We start from the raw sequence: 20,468 nt of genomic DNA, 5'->3' as shown, positions 1-20,468 counted from the left end.
CCGGGTCACTCGCTGCGCGCGGTCTCCGGGCCGGTGACGCGTGCCAGCAGCGGCAGGGTGGCCGCGATGATGCCGAGGCAGGCCAGCAGGCCGGCGACCACCAGCGCGTAGAAGCCCGGGCCCGGCGGGGTGAGCGCGTACTGCATCTGGCCCCTGAGGAACAGGTGCGCGGCGAGCAGGCCCATGCCGGTGGCGAGCGCGGCGACGGCGAGCATCGGCACGGCGGTCTCCAACGCCACCACCCGGCGCAGCACTCCCACCGGCGCGCCGGCCAGGCGCAGCAGGCTGAACGGGCGTTTGCGTTCCTGCAGGCCGCCGACCACGGCGACGGCGAGGCTGCAGCCGGCCAGCACGAGACTGACGACGATGACCACGTCGGCCAGTTGTCGCCAGCCCCGCAGCAGGTTGGCGAAGTCCACCTCGAAGTCGCCGGGCACGTGCGGGGCCACCCAGAAGGTCGGGTAGGCCGCTTCGAGGACGGTCCGCGCGCGTTCCCGGGCCGCGGCCGAGCCGTCGGTGCCGACGACGATCGACTCCACCGGCAACCCGGTCAGCTCGTCGCCGCGGACGGACGAGGACGTCCACACCCGGTCGGCGGAGGCCGAGGCGCGGAAGGGGATGAAGTCCACCGGCACCTCGGCCACGGTGGCGCCCGCGGCGCACCGGCCGTACACCGGGGGGATGTCGGCGCAGGCGACGACGCTGGCGTAGTAGTGCGGCTCCTCGACTTTGCGGGTCACGGTGGTGCTCCGTACGCCGGGGATGGCCCACAGCTCGGCCAGCAGCGGGGCGGGCACCGACGTGGTCTCCGCGCCGAGCACGGTGGTCAGGGTGGCGGCGTCGAGCGAGCCGATCGGCGCGGGGCCGCGCTCGGCGACGATGGTGGTGATGACGCCGGTGGCGGTGCTGGTGACGAAGAGGGCGAGCATGATGCCGCTGATCGCCCGGAAGCCGGCTTTCGGGTTGTCGGCCAGGCGGCGCGCGGCGATCAGCGTGCCGGGGCGGCGGGCGCGGGCCGCCAGCAGCCGGGCGCCGGCCATCGTCAGCCACGGGCCGGCCACCACCAGTCCGGCCATCACCAGCAGCAGCGTGGGCAGGTACACCGCGGTCTGGCCGTCGGCCGTCTCGGGTCTGCGGCCGATGGCGAACGCCAGCCCGCCGAGCCCGAGCGCGAGCGGGATCAGCCGGTACGCGCGCGGCGGCCGGGGGGTGACCCGCCGGGTCACGCCCAGCGGGGAGATCTGCACCCGGCGCAGCGAGACGTGCGCGGCCAGCGCCGCCCCGGCCGGCACGCCGAGCGCCACCACCAGGGCGTCGATCGGGCGCAGCGACAGGTCGGCGGGGAAGTATGGCATCCCGGTGAACGGGATGTCGGCCAGCGCGCCACGGCCGGCGAGGAACAGGGCGAAGCCGAGGGCGGTGCCGACGGCGGCCGCGGCGGCGGCCTCGATCGCGGCGATCGCCGAGATCTGCCGGGGCGTCGCGCCGACCAGGCGCATGGCGGCGAAGCGCTGTTCCCGGCGGGCGGCGCCGAGCCGGGTGGCGGTGCCGATGAAGATCAGCACCGGGAAGAGCAGCCCGCCGGCGACCACGCCGAGGATCAGGTCCACCACGCTGTCGGGCAGCGCGGGGGCGCTGGCGGTGACGTCGGTGAGCTGCCGGGCGTCGGGCAGCGCGGCGACCTCGGCGGGGCGGCCGCCGACGATGACGAGCAGGAAGTCCGGCGAGGGGAGGGCGGCCGGGCCGACGGTGCCGGCGTCCCGCCCGGCGTACCGGGCGGCGAGCTGGTCGGCCGGGTAGGCGTCCAGCAGTTGTCGCAACGCCGGTGAGGCGTAGTACTCGCCCGGCCCGGGGGTGCGTGGGACGCCGACCGGGGTGGGCGCGTCCGGGCCGGTGGCGGCGACGTCGACCCGGACGATCTGCCGGCCGTGGAAGTAGTCCTGGCGGGTCGACCACCACAGCGGATCGGCGTCCGCACCCGTGCTGGCGACGGGGTGCAGCGCGGCGTACCGGGTGAGCTGGGCGTTCGTCGCGTTGACCCCGGCCAGGGCGGCGAGCAGGATGCCGGCGCCCAACGCGACCGCGGCGGCGATGGCGACCAGCCGGACGAGCGCCTCGCGGCCGCCGGCCACCGCCAGGCGCAGCCCCAGGCGGATCACGAGCCGATCCTGTCCGGCGCGTTGACCCGCCCGTCCCGGACGATGACCTCCCGGTCGGCGTACGCGGCGACGCGCGGCTCGTGGGTGACCAGCACGACCGTGGTGCCCTGCTCGCGGGCGACGGCGACCAGCAGGTCCATCACCTGCTCGCCGGTGAGCGAGTCGAGCGCGCCGGTCGGCTCGTCGGCGAAGAGCACCTCCGGCCGGGTGACCAGGGCCCGGGCCAGGGCGACCCGTTGGGCCTCGCCGCCGGAGAGCTCACCGGAGCGGCGGTCGGGCTTGCCGGCCAGGCCGAGCCGCTCGAACCAGCCGTGCGCCCGGCGCAGCGCCGGCGCCCGCCGTTCGCCGCCGAGCAGCAGCGGCAGGGCGACGTTCTCCGCGGCGGTGAGCTCGGGGACCAGTTGGCCGAACTGGAACACGAAGCCGAACCGGCTGCGGCGCAGGGTGCTGCGCGTGGTCTCGTTCATCGTGTCCAGCCGCGTCCCGCCGAAGCGGATCTCGCCGGAGTCCGGCACGAGGATGCCGGCGAGGCAGTGCAGCAGGGTCGACTTGCCGGAGCCGCTGGGGCCCATCACGGCGAGGATCTCGCCGGCCTCGACGGCGAGGGTCGCGCCGCGCAGGGCCGGGGTGTTGCCGAAGGAGAACCGCACGTCGCGCGCCTCGATCAACACGGTCATGGCCGTACCGTCCGCTTCAGCGCGTCCAGCCGGGCGGCGGTCGTCTCGATCCAGCGCAGGTCCGCCTCCAGGTGGTACAACCCGTGGTCGGCCAGCAGCGCGTCGACCAGGCCGCCGCCGCGTTTGAGCTCGGTGAGCTCCCGCATGCGCTGCAGGTGGGAGCGGCGCTGCGCGTCCAGGTATTCGCCGGCGGGGCGGTCCAGCATCAGCGCGAGCACCACCTTGGCGAAGAGCACGGTCTGCAGGTGCGGCTCGGGCTCGACCGGCTGGGTGAGCCACTGGTCGACCTCGGTCGCGCCCCGGTCGGTGATCACGTAGCGCTTGCGGTCGGGCCCGGCGCCGGGCTCGACGTCGCTGATCACCACCTTGCCGTCGCGGGCCAGCCGGCTCAGCGTCGAGTAGACCTGGCCGTACGGCAGGGGCCGGCCGCGCCCGAAGAAGGAGTCGTAGTCGCGCTTCAGGTCGTAGCCGTGGCTGGGCTGCCGTTCCAGCAGGCCGAGGAGGGTAAGCGGAACACTCATGCGAGCAAACTACACCGGGTGTATACCCCGAGTGAATAGCTGGCGGCTCGGAAGCGGTAGGTCGTGCGGCGTGGGTCAGGACCCGGCGGGACGTGGGCTGCCGGTGAGGCGGTCCAGCCACTCGGCGAGCAGCGCCCGCTCGGCGGGGCTCAGGTCGGTGGCGAGGGCGGGCAGCGCGGCGCGCAGCGCCACGGCGTGGCGGACCCCCTGGTCGGAACGGTGGGCGCGGGCCAGCGCGCTGTCCGTGCAGACCGCGGCGAGGACCGCCTCCCGGGTGGCGGCCGACAGCTCGGGGTCCCGGTCCGCCGGCGCGGACTGGATGAGGCTGAGGGTGACCCCGCAGGCGGCGGCCTCGACCATGGCCGCGGCGCGGTCCACCCCCACCCGGAGCCGGCCGGCCCGCGCCACCCGGGTGACCAGTTGGTGCAGGATCTCGGCGGCCACCCGGGCCGCGGTCGGCCGGACCCCGGGGCGCGGATCGCCGTACATCAGCGCGTGGAAGGCGGGGTTGGCCACGCCGAACCCCACGTGCATGTCCCATCCCCTGGCGCAGCCCGTCGACCGGGTCGAGGGCCGGCTCCCGGGCCGCCTCGGCGTGCAGGTGCGCGGCGAAGCCGAAGCTGGCCGCCGCGTCGAGCAGCCCCCGCATGTCACCGAACTGCCGGTAGATGGTCGGCGCCTGGACGCCGGCCGCCCGGCTCACCGCCCGGGTGGAGACCGCGTCACGGCCCCCCTCGGCGAGCAGCGCCGCGGCGGCCCGCACGATCCGGTCCCGGGGTGCGGCGTCCATGAAGATCACGATATCAGCGCTACCCGGACCCGGTTAGCGCCGCTGGCTAACGCGAGTATCACCCGAGCGTTAGCACCGATAAGTGCTGGTCAGCCGCCCAGGGCCAGGTCGAGCACCGCGCCCAGGCCGTTGCGCCGGCCGGCGTCCGCGCAGGGCAGCACCAGCGCCGCGCAGCCGGCGTGCACCGCGCCGGCGTCGGCCGGCGTGTCACCCACCATCAGCGCGTGCTCCGGGTCGACGCCGAGCAGGCCACAGGCCCGCAGGAAGATCCCCGGGTCCGGCTTGCAGCGACCCACCTCGTACGACAGGGCGTAGGCGTCGACCAGGTCGGCCAGGCCCCAGGCGGCGAAGAAGGGACGGATGTCGAAGCCGATGTTGCTGACCACCGCCACCTTCACCCCGGCGCCCCGCAGCTCCTTCAGCACCGCCTCGACGTCCGGGTACGGCACCCAGCCCTCCGGCGCCAGCACCCGCTCGTAGAGCGCCTCGGCCAGCCCGTCGATGCCGGCGTCGACGGTCTCCGCCAGCCCGGTGTACGCGCCCCGGTGGGCGTACTCGTAGAGGTCCCGGTCGGCCCAGAGCTCGGCCAGCCCGGGCGGCACCCGGGCGGGCGGCGGCCCACCGGCGCGCCCGGCGGTGACCAGCCGGTCGGCAAGCACGGTGGCCCGGCCGCGCTCCAGGCTCACCCCGCAGCTCGCCGCGGCGGCGGTGACCCAGGCGAGCGGGTCCTCCACCTGGGCCAGGGTGCCGTGGAAGTCGAGCAGCACCGCCGCCACGGGGCGACGGGGCACCCGCGGGCGGACGGCGTCCTCGGCGTCCGCCGCAGCGGGCTTCTGAGTGGGTTGCGCATGGTCCGGCACGCCGTGCACCCTACCGACCGCCTCGGACGCCCTGACCGGACGCCTTGGTCGGTGCCGTCCCGGCGCACGCCGTAATCTTGGGAGCATGTCGAGTCCCGCCGAGCGGTACGCCGCGGCGCGCCGCCGGGCCGCGTACGCCGCCGAGTTTCCGGCACTGGACGAGTTCGCCCGTGACCTCGGGTTCGACCTCGACGACTTCCAACGGGAGGCCTGTCAGTCCCTGGAGCGGGGCAGCGGGGTGCTGGTCTGCGCCCCGACCGGCGCCGGCAAGACCGTGGTCGGCGAGTTCGCCGTACACCTGGCGCTGCGCGGCACGCCCGACCAGCCGTCGGTGGCCGACGGCGGCCCGGCCGGCACCACCCGGCGCAAGTGCTTCTACACCACGCCGATCAAGGCACTGTCCAACCAGAAGTACCACGACCTGGTCGACCGGTACGGCGCCGAGCAGGTCGGCCTGCTCACCGGCGACAACGCGATCAACGGCGACGCGCCCGTGGTGGTGATGACCACCGAGGTGCTGCGCAACATGCTCTACGCCGGCTCCAGCACCCTCGACGGACTGGCCTACGTGGTGATGGACGAGGTGCACTACCTCGCCGACCGGTTCCGTGGCGGGGTCTGGGAAGAGGTGATCATCCACCTGCCCGCCTCGGTCACCCTGGTCTCGCTGTCGGCCACCGTCTCCAACGCCGAGGAGTTCGCCGACTGGCTGGTCACCGTGCGCGGCGAGACCGCGGTCGTGGTCAGCGAGCACCGGCCGGTGCCGCTGTGGCAGCACATGCTGGTCGGCAAGCGGATGTTCGACCTGTTCCACGACGCCGACGCGGCCCGCAAGCACGACGTGCACCCTGAGCTGCTGCGCTACACCCGGGACACGCTGCGCCGCCTGGAGCTGGGCGAGGGCCGCAGCGCCGGGCCCGGCGGTGGCCGGCGCGGCCCCCGCTGGCGGGGTCCGATGCGCCCGGACATCGTCGACCGGCTCGACCGGGAGGGGCTGCTCCCGGCGATCCTGTTCATCTTCAGCCGGGCCGGCTGCGACGCCGCCGTGCAGCAGTGCCTCGCCGCCGGGCTGCGGCTGACCTCCCCCGAGGAGCGGGCCGAGATCCGCCGGGTGGTGGAGTCGCGGGTCACCGCCATCCCCGGTGAGGACCTGTCGGTGCTCGGCTACTGGGAGTGGCTCGACGGCCTGGAGCGCGGTCTGGCCGCGCACCACGCCGGCATGCTGCCGGCCTTCAAGGAGGTCGTCGAGGAGCTGTTCGTCCGCGGCCTGGTCAAGGCGGTCTTCGCCACCGAGACCCTCGCGCTCGGCATCAACATGCCGGCCCGCTGCGTGGTGCTGGAACGCCTGGTGAAATACAACGGCGAGGCGCACGTCGACCTCACCCCGGGGGAATACACGCAGCTCACCGGCCGGGCCGGGCGGCGCGGCATCGACGTCGAGGGGCACGCCGTGGTGGTCTGGTCGCCGGAGACCGACCCCCGGCACGTGGCCGGTCTTGCCTCCACCCGCACCTACCCGCTGCGCTCCAGCTTCCGGCCGTCGTACAACATGGCGGTCAACCTGGTCGGCACGGTCGGCGCGGAGCCGGCCCGGGCGCTGCTGGAGTCGTCGTTCGCGCAGTTCCAGGCGGACCGGTCGGTGGTCGGCCTGGCCCGGCAGGTGCAGCGCAACACCGAGACCATCGACGCGTACGGCGCCGAGGCCGCCTGCCACCACGGCGACTTCGACGAGTACTTCGCGCTGCGGGTGGCGATCGCCGACCGGGAGCGGGCCATCGCCCGGCAGGGGCAGACCCAGCGCAAGGCCGCCGCCGTCGCCTCCCTGGAACGGCTGCGGGTCGGTGACGTGATCCGGGTGCCGTCCGGCCGGCGGGCCGGCCTGGCGGTGGTGCTCGACCCGGCCACCGGCGGTTTCGGCGAGCCCCGTCCGCTGGTGCTCACCCAGGACCGGTGGGCCGGCCGGGTCAGCCCCGGTGACTTCACCAGCCCGGCCGAGGTGCTCACCCGGATCCGGGTGCCGAAGCACTTCAACCACCGCTCCCCGGCCGCCCGCCGGGACCTGGCCGCGGCGGTCAGCGGCACCGGCCTGGACCGGCACGGTGGCCGCCGGGGCGGCCGGTCCCGGCAGGCCGCCGGCGAGGATCACCGGCTCAGCCAGCTCCGCTCCGAGCTGCGCCGGCATCCCTGCCACGACTGCCCGGACCGGGAGGAGCACGCCCGCTGGGCGGAGCGGCGCCGCCGGCTGGAACGCGACACCGAGGAGCTGCGTCAGCGGGTGGCCGGGCGGACCGGCTCGCTCGCCCGCACCTTCGACCGGATCGTCGCGCTGCTCACCGCCCGGGGCTACCTCGCCACCGGCGGCGACGTCACCGACGCCGGGCGGATGCTGGGCCGGATCTGGACCGAGGCGGACCTGCTGGTCGCCGAGTGCCTGCGCCGGGGCGTCTGGGACGGGCTCTCCCCGGCCGAGCTGGCCGCCGCCGTGTCGGTGGTGGTCTTCGAGGCCCGCCGCGACGTCGACGAGCGGGCGTCGCTGCCGCGCGGCCCGGTCGCCGAGGCGGTAGACGAGACGCTCAAGCTGTGGGGCGAGATCGAGGCCGAGGAGGCCGAGCACGGCCTGGCGGTCACCCGGGAGCCGGATCTCGGCTTCGCCTGGCCCATCTACCGGTGGGCCAGGGGAGAGGCGCTGGCCAAGGTGCTGGCCAGCGGCCACCAGGTCGACGGTGAGATGCCGGCCGGCGACTTCGTCCGGTGGGCCCGCCAGGTGGTCGACCTGCTCGGTCAGCTCGCCGACTCCGGTGGCGCCTCGACCGAGCTGCGGTCCACCGCGCGGCAGGCGATCGCCACCGTCAACCGGGGCGTGCTGGCCTACCACGCCCGCTGACCACCCACGGGGTGCCCCGGGACGCCCACGCGCGGGCCCGGAGCCGGACCTACCTCATGCGCGCCCTACCAACTTGACCTCACAAACGAATCACCGACCCCGCTCATTGCCGCGAACGGGCGCGACCGAGCCACCGAATGATTCGTCTACGACATCAAGTTGGTAGGACGCGGAACGCACCCCGCACGGCCCGGTGGCCTACCACGGCCGCTGACCACCCAGGCTGGTGCTGGCCCACCACGGCCGCTAACTCCGCCATGGGGTGGTGCTGGCCCACCATGCTGCTGACCAGGCACGTCGCCGCAAGTTGTTGATGGAGGCAACTTCCGGCATAGGCCGCCGCGCGCCTTGCGAACGGGGCGAACCGGACGAACCCGCTCTTGTGGACGGCGTCAGGGCTCCATAGTTTGTTCAGCGGATGGACAAAATTAGGGAGTGCGCGCCCCGGCTCCGCGTCCGCCGTACCCGGCGGCCGTGGCGTCGCCGTCGAGCGGATCCTCGACCGCCCGACCAGCGTTCCCCCGGCGGCCGGCGGCGGCGCCGGTCCCCGTTGTCCCACTCTCCCCGTCCCAGTTCGGCGCGCCGGGGCACGACGGCGCGCACCGACCGGAAGGAGGCCGTCGACCCGAGACGCGGCGTCAGCCCACGGGCGACGCACCGCACCCACCACACCGAACAAGGAGAGTCATGAAGGCATCGTCACGAGCGCTCGCCGTGCTCGCGCTCATCGTCGGCCTGGTCGCCCCGGTCGCCCCGGCGGCGGCGGAGACCGCGCAGTACCAGGTCCTCGTCTTCTCGAAGACCACCGGCTACCGGCACGGCTCCATCCCCGCCGGCATCGCCGCCATCGAGAAGCTGGGCCAGCAGAACGGCTTCGGCGTCGACACCACCGAGGACGACGGGCAGTTCACCGACGCGAACCTGGCCAAGTACGACGCGGTCATCTTCCTGTCGACCACCGGCGACCCGGTGACCTCGCCCGCGGCGAAGGCCGCGTTCGAGCGCTACATCCAGGGCGGCGGCGGCTACCTCGGCGTGCACGCCGCCTCGGACAGCGGCTACAGCTGGTCCTGGTACGGCGGCCTCGTCGGCGCGTACTTCCGGGACCACCCGGCCATCCAGCCGGCGCTGGTCCGCGTCGTCGGACAGGGCACCGAGGTCACCCGGGGGCTGCCGAACAAGTGGTGGCGCACCGACGAGTGGTACAACTTCCAGACCAGTCCGCGCGGCTCGGTCCGGGTGCTGGCCAGGATCGACGAGTCCACCTACCAGCCGGTCGGCTACACCGGCGGATCCATGGGCGAGGACCACCCGATGGTCTGGTGCCACCGCTACGACGGTGGGCGCTCCGTGTACACGGCCCTCGGTCACACCGACGCCTCGTACACCGAGCCGCTCTTCCTGAAGCACCTGCTCGGCGGGATCAAGATGGCGGCCGGTCAGGCCAAGTTCAACTGCGACCCGAACTGACCACCGTGGTGGCCGGGGCCCGACCGAGGGCCCCGGCCACCCGCCCCGGGTCGGCGGGCGGGCCGGATGATCACTTTCGGTCACGACGGTCCCGTTGACGGGATCGCGCAGAGTCACTGCGGTGACACCGCGGGAAGTGTCCCGGGGGTGCCGTCGCGCCTGCTCACGGGCTGTCCGATCATTGTCCGGGCGGGCCTGTCCCGGGCCGCACGAGGGATAGGGGAGCGCCGAGGTGGCGGAGATCAATCACTTTGAGTACGGATGGATCACGCCGGCGCTCAGCTACGCGCTGTCGGTGCTCGGTTCCTTCCTCGGCCTGGTCTGCGCCGGCCGGATCCGCAGCGCCGCAACGGCCGGCCAGCGTGCCTGGTGGGGCCTGCTCGCCGCCTGGGCCATCGGCGGCACCGCCATCTGGGCGATGCACTTCATGGCGATGCTGGGCTTCGCCGTCGCCGGCACCCGGATCCGCTACGACATCCCGCTCACCGCGGCCAGCACGGTGATCGCCGTGGTCGCCGTCGGCATCGGGCTGGCCATCGTGGGCACCGGCCGCCTCGGCGCGCGCCGGGTGCTGATCGGCGGGCTGTTCACCGGCAGCGGCGTGGCGGCCATGCACTACACCGGCATGGCGGCGATGCGGCTGGACGGCAGCCTCGGCTACGACCCGACCCGGGTGGCGCTGTCCATCGTCATCGCCGTGGTCGCCGCGACCGTCGCGCTCTGGCTGTCGATGACCGTCCGCCGGGCCCTGGCCCTGGCCGCCTCCGCCCTGGTCATGGGGGTGGCCGTCAACGGCATGCACTTCACCGGGATGAGTGCCCTGTCGGTGCACCTGCACGCCCGGCGCGGGGAGCTGACCGGCACCGAGGTCAGCGGTCTGCTGGTGCCGATCGTGCTCGCGGTGATCTTCGGCGTGGTCGGGCTGATCTACGCCCTGCTGGCCGCGCCGACCGACGAGGACCGGGCCGGCTTCGCCTACGTCGATGGCCGGCACGGACCCGACGGCCCCGCCGACGCCGCCCCGGAGCCGGCGGCCGACCCGGTGGGGCTGCGCGCCCGGTCGACGCTGGCCCAACCGGGCAGCACCTTCCCGTCGCGGCGGAAGTGACCGGCCGGCGGCGCCGCGACCCGGTCGCGCTCAGGCACGCGCGCCGGCGAGCGCGTCGACCAGGCGGCGGGTGGAACCGGCCAGGTTCCACCGCTCGGCCAGCTCCAGCAGCCGCTCCGGATCGGCCGGCGCGGTGGGCAGGTCGGTGGTGAGCGCCGGCAGCGGCACGTCCAGCGCGACGCGGACCACCTTCGGCGCCACGGCCAGGTAGTCCCGGGCGGCGACCAGCTTGGTGCGCAGGCCCGGGGCGAAGCCGGCGCCCGGGTCGTCGAGGGCGGCCAGGATGCCGTCCAGGCTGCCGTACCTGTCGATCAGCCGGGCGGCGGTCTTCTCCCCGACCCCGGCCACCCCGGGCAGCCCGTCGCTCGGGTCGCCGCGCAGGGCGGCGAAGTCGGCGTACCGGTCGGCGGGCACGCCGTAGCGGGCGCGCACCGCCGCGTCGTCGCAGTCGTCCAGCTTGGCCACGCCTCGACCGACGTAGAGCAGCCGCACCCCACGGGCGTCGTCGACCAGCTGGAACAGGTCCCGGTCGCCGGAGACCACCTCCACCGGGCCGGGCTGGGTGACCGACAGGGTGCCCAGCACGTCGTCGGCCTCGTAGCCGGCCGCGCCCACCACGGTGATGCCGACCGCCGCCAGCACCTCCAGGATCATCGGCACCTGCGGGGAGAGCGTGTCCGGCACCACCTCGCCGCCCGCCGGCGCCACCCGGTGCGCCTTGTACGACGGCAGCAGCTCCACCCGCCACTGCGGCCGCCAGTCGTGGTCCAGCGCGCAGACCATCCGGTCGGGCCGGCGAGTGCGGATCAGTTGGGCGAGCATGTCGAGGAAACCGCGCACGGCGTTCACCGGCTGGCCGTCACCGGTCCGGGCGGCCGACTCCGGAATGCCGAAGTAGGCCCGGAAGTAGAGGCTGGGGGAGTCGATCAGCAGGATCGGGGCTCGCTGGGTCACGCGGACAGCCTGGCACAACCGACCGACAACCGGGGTACGCGACTCAGCGGCGGTCGTCGTCGTAGCCGGTCGCCCGCCGGGCTGGGCCGCACTCGGTACGACACCGAACCACCCGCGAGGGGGCGGGCGGCGTGGGCGGGAATCGGCTGGTCCGGCCCGGCGGGACGGGGCAGGATGCCGGCATGGCGTTCGTTCCCGGGCTGACGCTGGCCCGCCGGTTCCACCACGAGGTGGTCGCCCCGCTGCTGGCCGAGCGCCGGCCCGACCTGCGGTACGCCGCCGGGCTGCTCGACGGTGGCTCGGAGCTGCTCGGCCTGGACACCCCGCGCTCCACCGACCACGACTGGGGTCCGCGCACCCAGCTCTTCGTCGCCGACGAAGACGAGGTCGCGCCGCTGCGGGCGGTCCTCGACGCCGGGCTGCCGGCCGAGTTCCTGGGCTGGCCGACCCGGTTCTCCGGCGGCCCGACCACCCGCCTGGGCACGGTGGACGCCGACGGCGACCGGCACGGGGTGACCGTCGACGAGCTGGGCGGCTGGCTGCGGGACAAGCTCGGCCTCGACCCCCGCGGAGGGCTGGCCGCCGTGGACTGGCTCGGGCTGCCCACCCAGCGGCTGGCCGAGCTGAGCGGCGGGGCGGTCTTCCACGACGGGCTCGGCGGCGCGCTGACCGCCGTCCGGGACCGGCTGGCCTGGTATCCCGACGACGTCTGGCGGTACGTGCTGGCCGCCGGTTGGGGCCGGGTCGGCCAGGCCGAACACCTGGTGGGACGCTGCGCCGAGGTGGGCGACGAGCTGGGCAGCCGGGTGGTGGCCGCCGGGCTGGCCCGGGACCTGATGCGGCTCGGCCTGCTGGCGCACCGCCGGTGGCCGCCGTACGACAAGTGGCTCGGCAGCGTGTTCCGCCGGCTGCCGGCGGCGGACCCGGCGGTCGACGCGCTGGCCCGGGCGCTCGGGCCGGGTGACTGGGCCGAGCGGCAGGACGGCCTGGTCCGGGCCCTGGAGATCGTCGCGGCCTGGACCAACGACACCGGGTTGGCCCGGCCCGTCGCGCCCACCGCCCGCCCGTTCCACGGCCGGCCCTTCCTCGTGCTGCATGCCGGCCGGTTCGTCACCGCGCTGCGCGCGGCGATCACCGACCCGGTGCTGCGGGACCGGCCACCGGTCGGCGCCGTCGACCAGTACCTGCACAGCGTCGACGTGCTCGCCGACCCGGCGGGGTTGCGCCGGATCGCGGCGGCGGTCCACCCGGACTGACGGCGCGGCCGGCACCACGCCCCTGTCGCGCCCCGCCGGGACCGACGGCGCGGGCCCGGCGGGAAACGCCGATCCCCCGGGCATCGTGGCGATGCCCGGGGGACCGGGTTCGGGCCGGCCGGTCCGTGGACCGGCGGTCAGCCCGCTGTCACAGGCGCGCGCACTGGCCGCTGGCCGGGCCGCTCACCTTGTTCGGCCGGCCGTCGTTGGCCGGGGCGGGGGTGTTGCCGGAGCAGGCGAGCGGGCCGCCGATGGTGTTCGCCGCGACGACGACCGGCTGGCTGCCGGTGTTGCCGGTGAGGGTGACCGGGCCGCTGATCGTGACCGTGTCGACCGACACCCCGCCGGTGCTGGCGGTGACCGACAGCGGGCCGCCCACCTTGCCCTTGACGATCTTCAGTGCGCCGGTGGCGCCGGAGACCGTGACCGGGCCGGACACCGTCGCGCCGGCGAGGTCGAGCAGCACCGGGCGGGTGGCGTAGAGCGGGCCGCCGATGGTGCCGCCGGTGACCACCAGCGACGCCCCCGGGTTGACCGTGACGGAGCCGCCGATGGTGGCGTTCTCCAGGCAGGTCAGGCCCGCGGTGACCACCAGCGGCTTGGCGTAGTTGCCGGTGATCGTGGTGGTGCACTGCGGTCCGGCCTGCCCGATCGCCGAGCGCGGCTGGGTGTCCGCGGTGACCGGCGAGTTCGCCGCGAAGTAGCTCACCAGCATGGTGAGGTCGTTGTCACCGGTGGTCGCCCGGTTGGTGCCCTGGCCGAGGGTGGTGAAGTTGTCGCCACCGGAGGCGAGGAACGAGTTGACCGTCACCCGGTAGCTGCCCGCCGGGTCCAGCGCCGTGCCGTTGAGCTTGACCGAGGTGATCCGCGAGCCCTTCGGCGCGTCGGGGTTGTAGGTGTAGCTGAACCCCTTCGAGACCCCCAGCCACAGCACCGGACGGGACGCCCCGTCGGGCTGCCACTGCTCCTCCAGCACCTGCTTGATCTGGGCGCCGGTGTAGGTCTTGGTGACCACGTCGTTGGCGAACGGCTGCACGGCGAAGGCGTCGGCGTAGGTCACCGTGCCGTCGGTGCGGTAGAGCAGGTCGGCCCGCAGGCCACCGGGATTCATGAACGCGATCTGCGCCCCACCCCGGCCGGCGTCGGAGGTGCCGGCGAGCTGCACGTCGGCGATGAAGTTGCCAAGCGCCGACTCCTTGCCCCGGTCCTCGTTGCCGTTGGTGTAGGCCCGCTTGATGTCCGCGGTGATCGCCCCGAGCTTCTGCTTGCCCAGCTCGGCGGCCTTGACCTTCGCGGCGGCCACGATGTCGGCCACCGCCGGGTGCTGCGGCGCGCCGACCACGTCGACCAGTGTGGCGTCGGCGGCGGTCACCGAGCGCGAGTTCGGGTCGAAGGTCAGGTTGACCTTGCCCAGCCGCAGGCCGTAGTCCTCGGCCTGGACCACCGGCCGCAGCTTGTCCGACCCGGGCACCGGCACCTTGAAGGCGTACGGCTGGTGGGTGTGACCGCTGAAGATGGCGTCGATGGTGGCGTCGACCCGGGTGAACTTGCCGAAGACCGGGTCGTTGGCCAGCGCCTCGGCAGAGCTGATGTTCTCCGTCGCGGCGCCCTCGTGCGCGAGCAGCACCACCACGTCGGCCTCGCCGTTGTCCGGGTTGCCGTCCTTGAGCTGGCCGGCGACCAGGTTGGCCTCGGCCACCGGGTCACGGAAGGTCAGGCCGGCGATGCCGTCCGGGCTGACCAGCGACGCGGTCTGCTCGGTCACCACGCCGACGAAGCCGACCTTGATCCCACCGACGGTGCTCACCGAGTACGCCGGCAGCGCCCGGTCGGCGCCCCGGTAGACGTTGGCGCCCAGGTACGGGAAGTCGGCCCGGTCGGACACCCGGCCGGTCAGGTCGGCGATGCCCTTGTCGAACTCGTGGTTGCCCACCGCCGAGGCGACCAGGCCGGCCGCGTTCAGCGCGTCGATCGTCGGGTTGTCCCCGTCGATCGCGGAGATGAAGGTGGACGCGCCGATGTTGTCACCGGCCGAGACGAACGCGGTGTTCGGGTTCTGCGCCCGCAGCTGGCCGACCAGGCCGGCGAGCTGGGCGGCGCCGCCGGCCGGCTGACCACCGACGGTGGCCGGGGACTCCAGCCGGCCGTGGAAGTCGTTGATGCCCAGCAGCTGGAGGTTGACCGGCTTGGCGCTGGTGCTCAGGCCCACCACGACCGGGTTGTGGTCGCTGGCCCGGTACGGGTTCGGGTCGTAGAAGGCGGCCAGCCCGTCGTACTGGAAGGCGAACGACTCGACGGCGTTGATCTGCCAGACGTCGACGCCGGTCACCCGCGACGCCAGCGACGGCGAGGCGAGGGCGTGGTCGAGCGAGCCGGACTCGCCACCGAAGACGTAGGTGGCCTTGCCGGTGTCGTTGAGGTCCTTGTACTGCTTGTCGTAGAGGACCTGCATCGGGTCCTCCTGGGTGTACGCGTTGAAGTCACCCAGCAGCAGCACGTCGTCGGTGCCGCTGTCGGCCTTGACCCGGTCGACGAAGGCGGTCAGCGCCCGGGCCTGCCGGACCCGGTCGCCGTTCCAGGAGCCCTGGCCGTCCCCGGTGTCGGCGTTGTCGCCGGTGCCGGTGCCGCTCTTGGACTTCAGGTGGTTGACCACCACGGTGAAGGTGAGCTTGCCCGCGGTGAACGTCTGCGCGATCGGCTCGCGGGCGTTGAACCAGACGCTCTCGTCGTTGACCGACCGCGCCGGGCCCTGCGGGGCGACCTTGGCCGGCTTGAAGATGATCGCCGTGGTGATGAAGTCCTGCTCGGCCGCGCTGGGCAGCTCCGCCGGGGTGCGGACGTAGTCCCAGGTCCCCGCGCCGTCCTTGGCGTTCAGGGCGGTGACCAGGCGCTTGAGCGCCTGCTGCGGGTCGTTCGCGTCGAACCGGACCGAGTTCTCGATCTCCTCGAGACCCACCACGTCGGCGCCCAGCGCGCTGATCGCCGCGACGATCTTCGCCTCCTGCTTGGCCAGCCCGGCCTCGTTCGCCGCGCCGCGGGCGTCGCCACCGAAGTGGACGAAGTAGTTGAGCACGTTGAAGCTGGCCACCCGGATGTCGCCGCCCACGTTCGCCGGCGTCGCGGTCCGCGGGTTGGTGGCCTTGAAGGTGGTCCGGCCGACCGTCGGGGTGTCCGCGCTGACCGGCGTGGTCGGCTGCAGGCGCCACTCGCTGAAGCCGTACGAGAGCACGACCGGCCCGAACGCCTCGACCGAGTCGCCGACCCGCAGCGGGTTCTCCTTGGACAGGTACGGCGGCAGCAGCCCGGCGGTGGACAGGTTGGTGGTCTTGCCGTCGTCGAGCAGGATCCGGCGCAGCTTGTTGTCGGCGATCACCTGCTTGGCCGCGTCCGAGCCCGGGCGGGCCAGGTCGGTCGCGTTGGGGGCCGGGCGGTCACCGGCGGCGAGCACGACCTCGCCGTAGCGGTTGGTGTTGTACACCTCGGAGACGGTGTGCTGCCCGAGCGGCGCCACCAGCATCGACTCGACCGACTCGCGGGCGTCGTCGGCCAGCGGCAGGCCGACCGGGACCGGGGCGGGCAGGGTCGCGTCGTGCGCGCAGATCTGCACGTCCGCCTTGGCGGCGATGGTGAGCTGGGTGAGGCCGTTGTACTCGTTCGGGGTGCCGCTGACCCGGACCCGGTCACCGACCGTGACCGACGGGTGGTTCGCGGTGTTCGTGGTGAGGTAGACGAAGATGCCGTCGGAGGCGGTGCCGGCGGCCACCGGGCGGTCGCCACCGCTGCCGGCGGTCTGCACGTAGACGCCGTTGTAGCCACCGGTGCGGTGGTCGGCGGTCACGATGCCCTCAACGGTGACCCGGGTGTTCGGCAGCGGCGTCGCGCCGCCGGTGCCCTGCACCTCGGCGATGGTGCGGTCGACGGTGACGGTGCAGCCGACCGGCTCCGGCTCGGGGTCCGGGTCGGGCCCGGGGGTGGCGTTGCGGGCGCCGAAGGTGTGCGGCGCCGGGGCGTTCCACTTGCCGTTGATCTTCTGCAGCGACTGGCCGACCGGGGTGGTGGTGGTCTCCTCGACCCCGATGTCCGTGCCGGTCATCCCGTTGGCCGGGCCGCCGACCGCGGTGAAGGTCCCCTCGTAGGTGAGGAACTCGGCGACCGACCCGGTGGGGGAGACCAGCGCGACGCCGTCGGGGGAGCCGTTCTGGATGCCGTCGGTCGGGTAGTTGGCGACGACCACGCCGGCGGCCGGCACCGTGCCGCTCAGGGTCCGGGTGTTGTACGCCGCGCCGTTCGCGCCGTTGTAGAGGACGATCTGCCAGCCGGTCAGGTCGAAGTCGACCGGCGCCTCGATCTCGATCGCCTCGCCGGTGTCGGTCCCGGCGTTGTCGTAGTGGATCTCACTGATGGCGGGGAGCGTGTCCGCTGGGTCGGCGTACGCGGTGGCGCCGCTGGTCAGGGCGAGCAGGCCGCTGGTGAGCAGCGCACCCGCCACGGTCAGTGATCTTCTGGTTCTGCGCATGAAGCTGAGCCTCCGAGGGGGGTTCGACCGCTGGAGGATAAGCGAGCACGGTGTCCGGTGGTGAGCCGTCGGATGTACGGAAAGGAATGGTCGACCGGGCAGCCGGCGACGCTGATCGACGCGACGGCCCCGGCGTCGACCTGCCGCGTCACGCTGTCGACGGGTGCCCGGCCGGTCGCCGGAGCGCTCGGCGGGCACCCGTGATCACCGAACGTGACCGGCCCGGGTCACGCCGCCGGCTGCGGCGTGACCCGGGCCCGACCCGGTCGAGGGGTCAGCTGATGAACCTGAAGTAGGCCCGGTGCTGGTATCCGTCGTCGAGGGTGAGGACGAACTCGCGGCAGGTGCCGGCCCAGGCGGGGTCGGTCTTCCACGGGTAGTTGTACTGGCCGTTGGCGTTGGCGCTCAGGCCGGCGCCGCCCGGGTTGCGGGCCGCCACGGGGGTCGGACGCGGGGTGATCGACCCGTCGGGGTTGACGGTGCGCAGGGTGTCGCAGTCGACCAGGCGGGAGTAGGGCGAGCCGCTGGCCAGGATGTCCAGGCCGCGGTTGGTGGCGAGGGTGAACTTCATCGGTACGGCGTCCCCGGCGACGACGGTGTTGAGGGCCGGCTGGGCCGCCCGCCCGACGAAGTCACCGCGGCAGGACGGGTGGGTGTCGAACGCCTCGCTGTTGTCGTTCCGGCCGGTGGTGCCCTGCACCGCGCTGTAGCCCAGGCCGCGGCGGGCGAAGGAGCCCCAGAGGATGCAGGCGTTCTGCCCACCGGTCAGGGCGGCGTCGGCGGCGATGATCGCGTTGCGGCCGGTGACGAAGCCGGGGCCGCAGCCCTGCATCTTCAACCCGTCGATCACCAGTTGCATCGCGAGGTTGTTCCCGCCGGTGTGCCACGCCTGGTAGAGGTTCGGGTTGAAACCGTGCCGGTCGACGAGGTTCCAGGTCACGTCCCACAGGACGGCGGCCCAGCCGTGGCCGATGCCGTGCGGCGCGGCCAGCGAGGTGCCGTCCAGCCAGCCGCCGGTCTTGATGCTGTCGTAGGTGAACGGCTGGATCTCCATGTTCCGCGAGTACGGCCGCGGCCGGATGCCACCGCCGACCCGGCTGTCCTGGAACAGCGGGTACTGGCCGTAGCCGCGGGCGTTCTCCGGGTCGTCGATGGCGGGGTTGAGCAGCGAGGTGATCGCGAGGAAGTCGCTCCAGCCCTCACCCATCTGCTCGTCGCCGGTGAGGCAGTTGACAGTCGGGCCGCCGGTGAGCCGGTTGGAGACCCCGTGGCCGTACTCGTGGAAGATCGTCTCCGAGCGGAACGAGGCGTCCCGCATCGCCGGCCGGTCGAGGTTGCGGTGCACCCGGCCGGCGGCCGGCAGCGCCGCCCGGAGGCCGGCCCCGTCGGCCTGGCTCACCATCACCGCGGGGATGCCGACGGCCGGGCTCATCGAGCCGCTCATCACCACCGGGGCGCCGGCCACGTTGTTCACCACCACCACGGCGGTGGCGCCCGCCCGCTCGGCGTTGCTCACCTGGACGTGGTAGTTGCAGGCGCTGGTGCGGTCGACCACCGCGATCGCGCCGGCCGGCAGCCGGTAGTCGGTGCAGCCGTCGCCGGCCGCCCCGACGCCGTCGTCGACCGACACCACCTGGCCGGCGAAGCCGGCGCTGGTCGGCGCGGGGGTGAACCGCGCGTACTCCGCCTCGTAGGTGCGGCCGTCGACGGTGACCGCGTTGGGCAGGCCGAACTGGTTGCCCGGCCAGAGGAACATCTGCATCCGGGGCCGCCCGCCGTCCAGCGCCGGGGTGGAGAAGTTGGCGTTGTTCTGCCCCGAGCCGTCGTGCGCCTCGCACTGCACGTCGTCGCCGCCGGTCCCGCCCCGGCCGTAGTTGTTGACCTGGAAGTTGCCGGACGCCTCGTCGAAGCCGTACCGGTAGGTCAGGTCGTGCACCACGTTGCACCAGTAGAACTGGTTCACCACCGCGGCCTGGGTGTAGGTCTGCGGGTGCTCGTTCAGGTCGGCCGGGAAGTCGAAGCTGAGGCCCGCGCCGCCGTCGGCCGCGCTGCCCGGGTCGACCTGGTTGTTGGCGTCCCGGTCGGTGTAGGCGTGCGCGTTGTTGCCCCGGGTGGTGGTGTGCTCGGCGCCGGCGGCGCCGTCGGTGTCGTGCCAGCCGTACGGCGAGGCGTCCCCGTCGGCGGGCTTGGTCACCACCGTCTGTGGGCCGTCGTTCGGGTCGCCCTTGGGGAACTCGAACACCCGGTAGCTCGACCCGTCCTGGACCGGGTTCGGCGGCCGGACGCTCGCGGCGGCCGGTGCCGGAGCGGCGGCGGCCGCCGCCGGTGCCGTCCGGCGGCCCAGCGTGCTGGCCAGGTCGGCCGGGCTGTCCTGGTCGGTCCAGTCGTCGGCGGCGAGCAGCTCGCCGCTCTCGGCGTCGACGGTGGCGTTCCACAGGTGCACGTCGCTGGCGTCGTCGATCACCAGCTGCCAGGCCGGGCGCAGGCCGTCGTCGGTGGGCTGCCAGCCGAGCTTGGCGGGGATGGGCTGGTCGGAGATGCCGCCGCCGGAGACGACGGTGCGCTGGGCCGGGCCGGTCGTGCGGCTGAGCACCCGGGGGCCCTGCGGGTCGGCCAGGTCGAGCGCGTCGGCGGCGGCCCGCACCGCGTCGACCGCGTCGAGGGACGGGGTGGCCGTGGCCGCGCCGGTCAGCCCGGGGACCAGGGTGTCGCCGACGAAGACGACGCTGCCGTCGCGGGCCACGCTGACGGTGGCGGTGGCGCCGAAGACCTCCCGGTCCTGGTGGCGCTGCGCCAGGTTGACGTGGGTCACTCCGCTGTGCTTGCTGGTGTAGCTGGAGGCGACCGTGAGGTCGGCGAGGTCCGCGGCGCGGACCCCGTACTCGGCCGGGTGGGCCCGCAGGTAGCGGGTGGCGATCTCCGCGGGGCTGCCCTGGTTCGGGCCGGTGAGGAAGCGGCCGAGGGGTTCGGGTTGCTCGTCGGGCGCGGCCCAACCGGGCCGGGCGGTGAACGGCCCGAGGGCCACGACGAGGCCGGTGGCCATCAGCACCGCGGCGACGCGTCGGCCACGCGAATTCGAGGGGGATGTCTGCACGGGGGGTTTCCCTTCGCTGTACGGACGCGGCGGGTCTCGCCTCGAACGGGTCCGCGACACCACCGGAGGGAGTGTCCGTGGTCGGGACGCTCCCTCCGGGGCTATCCGGTGTCGCGGTCAGGGATCAGCTGATGAACTTGAAATAGCTGCGGTACTGGAATCCGTTGTCGAGGGTCAGC

At 73.9% G+C, this 20,468-nt stretch carries 12 protein-coding genes and 1 pseudogene; 4 read left to right on the top strand and 9 right to left on the bottom strand.

All coding sequences use genetic code 11. The features are described 5' to 3' along the window. Positions 1–5: 5 nt before the first annotated feature. From K7640_RS27670 to K7640_RS27645, 6 genes and pseudogenes are all read right to left on the bottom strand, one after another. Positions 6–2,159: an FtsX-like permease family protein gene (locus K7640_RS27670; RefSeq protein WP_222957868.1), complete on the bottom strand. Its 2,154-nt coding sequence runs from the start codon at positions 2,157–2,159 to the stop codon at positions 6–8. Further along, the gene (locus K7640_RS27665) at positions 2,156–2,836 is read right to left on the bottom strand and encodes an ABC transporter ATP-binding protein (protein WP_222957903.1); all 681 of its coding nucleotides are present in this window, start codon (positions 2,834–2,836) and stop codon (positions 2,156–2,158) included. The genes K7640_RS27670 and K7640_RS27665 overlap by 4 nt, the downstream gene beginning before the upstream one ends. After that, a complete protein-coding gene (locus tag K7640_RS27660) occupies positions 2,833–3,357 on the bottom strand; it encodes a PadR family transcriptional regulator (RefSeq protein ID WP_222957867.1) in 525 nt (174 codons plus the stop codon). The genes K7640_RS27665 and K7640_RS27660 overlap by 4 nt, the downstream gene beginning before the upstream one ends. Before the next feature lie 75 nt (positions 3,358–3,432). After that, the gene (locus tag K7640_RS27655) at positions 3,433–3,891 is read right to left on the bottom strand and encodes a hypothetical protein (protein WP_222957866.1); all 459 of its coding nucleotides are present in this window, start codon (positions 3,889–3,891) and stop codon (positions 3,433–3,435) included. A 151-nt stretch (positions 3,892–4,042) separates the two neighbouring features. Then, positions 4,043–4,147 (bottom strand): annotated as a pseudogene (locus tag K7640_RS31040) (hypothetical protein); the annotation flags it as partial. An 89-nt stretch (positions 4,148–4,236) separates the two neighbouring features. Next, positions 4,237–5,007, bottom strand: coding sequence for an HAD family hydrolase (locus K7640_RS27645; RefSeq protein ID WP_374198132.1), 771 nt, complete (start codon positions 5,005–5,007; stop codon positions 4,237–4,239). An 85-nt stretch (positions 5,008–5,092) separates the two neighbouring features. Here K7640_RS27645 and K7640_RS27640 point away from each other — a divergent pair, with 85 nt between their 5' ends. The 3 genes from K7640_RS27640 (at position 5,093) to K7640_RS27630 (ending at position 10,469) form a co-directional block, all read left to right on the top strand. Next, positions 5,093–7,891 carry an RNA helicase gene (locus K7640_RS27640; RefSeq protein WP_222957864.1) on the top strand — a complete coding sequence of 933 codons (2,799 nt, stop codon included), beginning with the start codon at positions 5,093–5,095 and terminating at the stop codon, positions 7,889–7,891. A 687-nt stretch (positions 7,892–8,578) separates the two neighbouring features. Further along, on the top strand, positions 8,579–9,361 hold the full coding sequence (locus K7640_RS27635) for a ThuA domain-containing protein (RefSeq protein WP_222957863.1): 783 nt from the start codon (positions 8,579–8,581) through the stop codon (positions 9,359–9,361). A 232-nt stretch (positions 9,362–9,593) separates the two neighbouring features. Further along, positions 9,594–10,469: an MHYT domain-containing protein gene (locus tag K7640_RS27630; protein ID WP_222957862.1), complete on the top strand. Its 876-nt coding sequence runs from the start codon at positions 9,594–9,596 to the stop codon at positions 10,467–10,469. A gap of 30 nt (positions 10,470–10,499) precedes the next feature. Here K7640_RS27630 and K7640_RS27625 read toward each other — a convergent pair whose 3' ends face one another. Continuing rightward, positions 10,500–11,423: a 5'-3' exonuclease gene (locus K7640_RS27625; protein ID WP_222957861.1), complete on the bottom strand. Its 924-nt coding sequence runs from the start codon at positions 11,421–11,423 to the stop codon at positions 10,500–10,502. Positions 11,424–11,605: 182 nt separating this feature from the next. Here K7640_RS27625 and K7640_RS27620 point away from each other — a divergent pair, with 182 nt between their 5' ends. Beyond that, positions 11,606–12,679, top strand: coding sequence for a DUF4037 domain-containing protein (locus tag K7640_RS27620; RefSeq protein ID WP_222957860.1), 1,074 nt, complete (start codon positions 11,606–11,608; stop codon positions 12,677–12,679). Positions 12,680–12,827: 148 nt separating this feature from the next. Here the strand turns inward: K7640_RS27620 and K7640_RS27615 are convergent, their stop codons facing one another. After that, entirely contained in the window at positions 12,828–17,195 is a 4,368-nt protein-coding gene (locus tag K7640_RS27615; RefSeq protein WP_255610069.1) for an ExeM/NucH family extracellular endonuclease, read from the bottom strand. A gap of 274 nt (positions 17,196–17,469) precedes the next feature. Continuing rightward, on the bottom strand, positions 17,470–20,289 hold the full coding sequence (locus tag K7640_RS27610; RefSeq protein WP_308042786.1) for a M36 family metallopeptidase: 2,820 nt from the start codon (positions 20,287–20,289) through the stop codon (positions 17,470–17,472). Between the last annotated feature and the right edge of the window lie 179 nt (positions 20,290–20,468).

It is taken from the genome of Micromonospora sp. PLK6-60, from assembly GCF_019890675.1.
Taxonomy (GTDB): Bacteria; Actinomycetota; Actinomycetes; order Mycobacteriales; family Micromonosporaceae; genus Micromonospora.
Note: the sequence above shows the minus strand (reverse complement) of the source record. Positions and strands in the feature narration are given on the sequence as shown.

What these genes read in the sequence shown, in the direction of transcription:
- K7640_RS27665 (WP_222957903.1), bottom strand. Translation starts at nt 2,836, where the DNA reads ATGACCGTGTTGATCGAGGCGCGCGACGTGCGGTTCTCCTTCGGCAAC.
- K7640_RS27660 (WP_222957867.1), bottom strand. Translation starts at nt 3,357, where the DNA reads ATGAGTGTTCCGCTTACCCTCCTCGGCCTGCTGGAACGGCAGCCCAGC.
- K7640_RS27655 (WP_222957866.1), bottom strand. Translation starts at nt 3,891, where the DNA reads ATGCACGTGGGGTTCGGCGTGGCCAACCCCGCCTTCCACGCGCTGATG.
- K7640_RS27640 (WP_222957864.1), top strand. Translation starts at nt 5,093, where the DNA reads ATGTCGAGTCCCGCCGAGCGGTACGCCGCGGCGCGCCGCCGGGCCGCG.
- K7640_RS27635 (WP_222957863.1), top strand. Translation starts at nt 8,579, where the DNA reads ATGAAGGCATCGTCACGAGCGCTCGCCGTGCTCGCGCTCATCGTCGGC.
- K7640_RS27620 (WP_222957860.1), top strand. Translation starts at nt 11,606, where the DNA reads ATGGCGTTCGTTCCCGGGCTGACGCTGGCCCGCCGGTTCCACCACGAG.
- K7640_RS27615 (WP_255610069.1), bottom strand. Translation starts at nt 17,195, where the DNA reads ATGCGCAGAACCAGAAGATCACTGACCGTGGCGGGTGCGCTGCTCACC.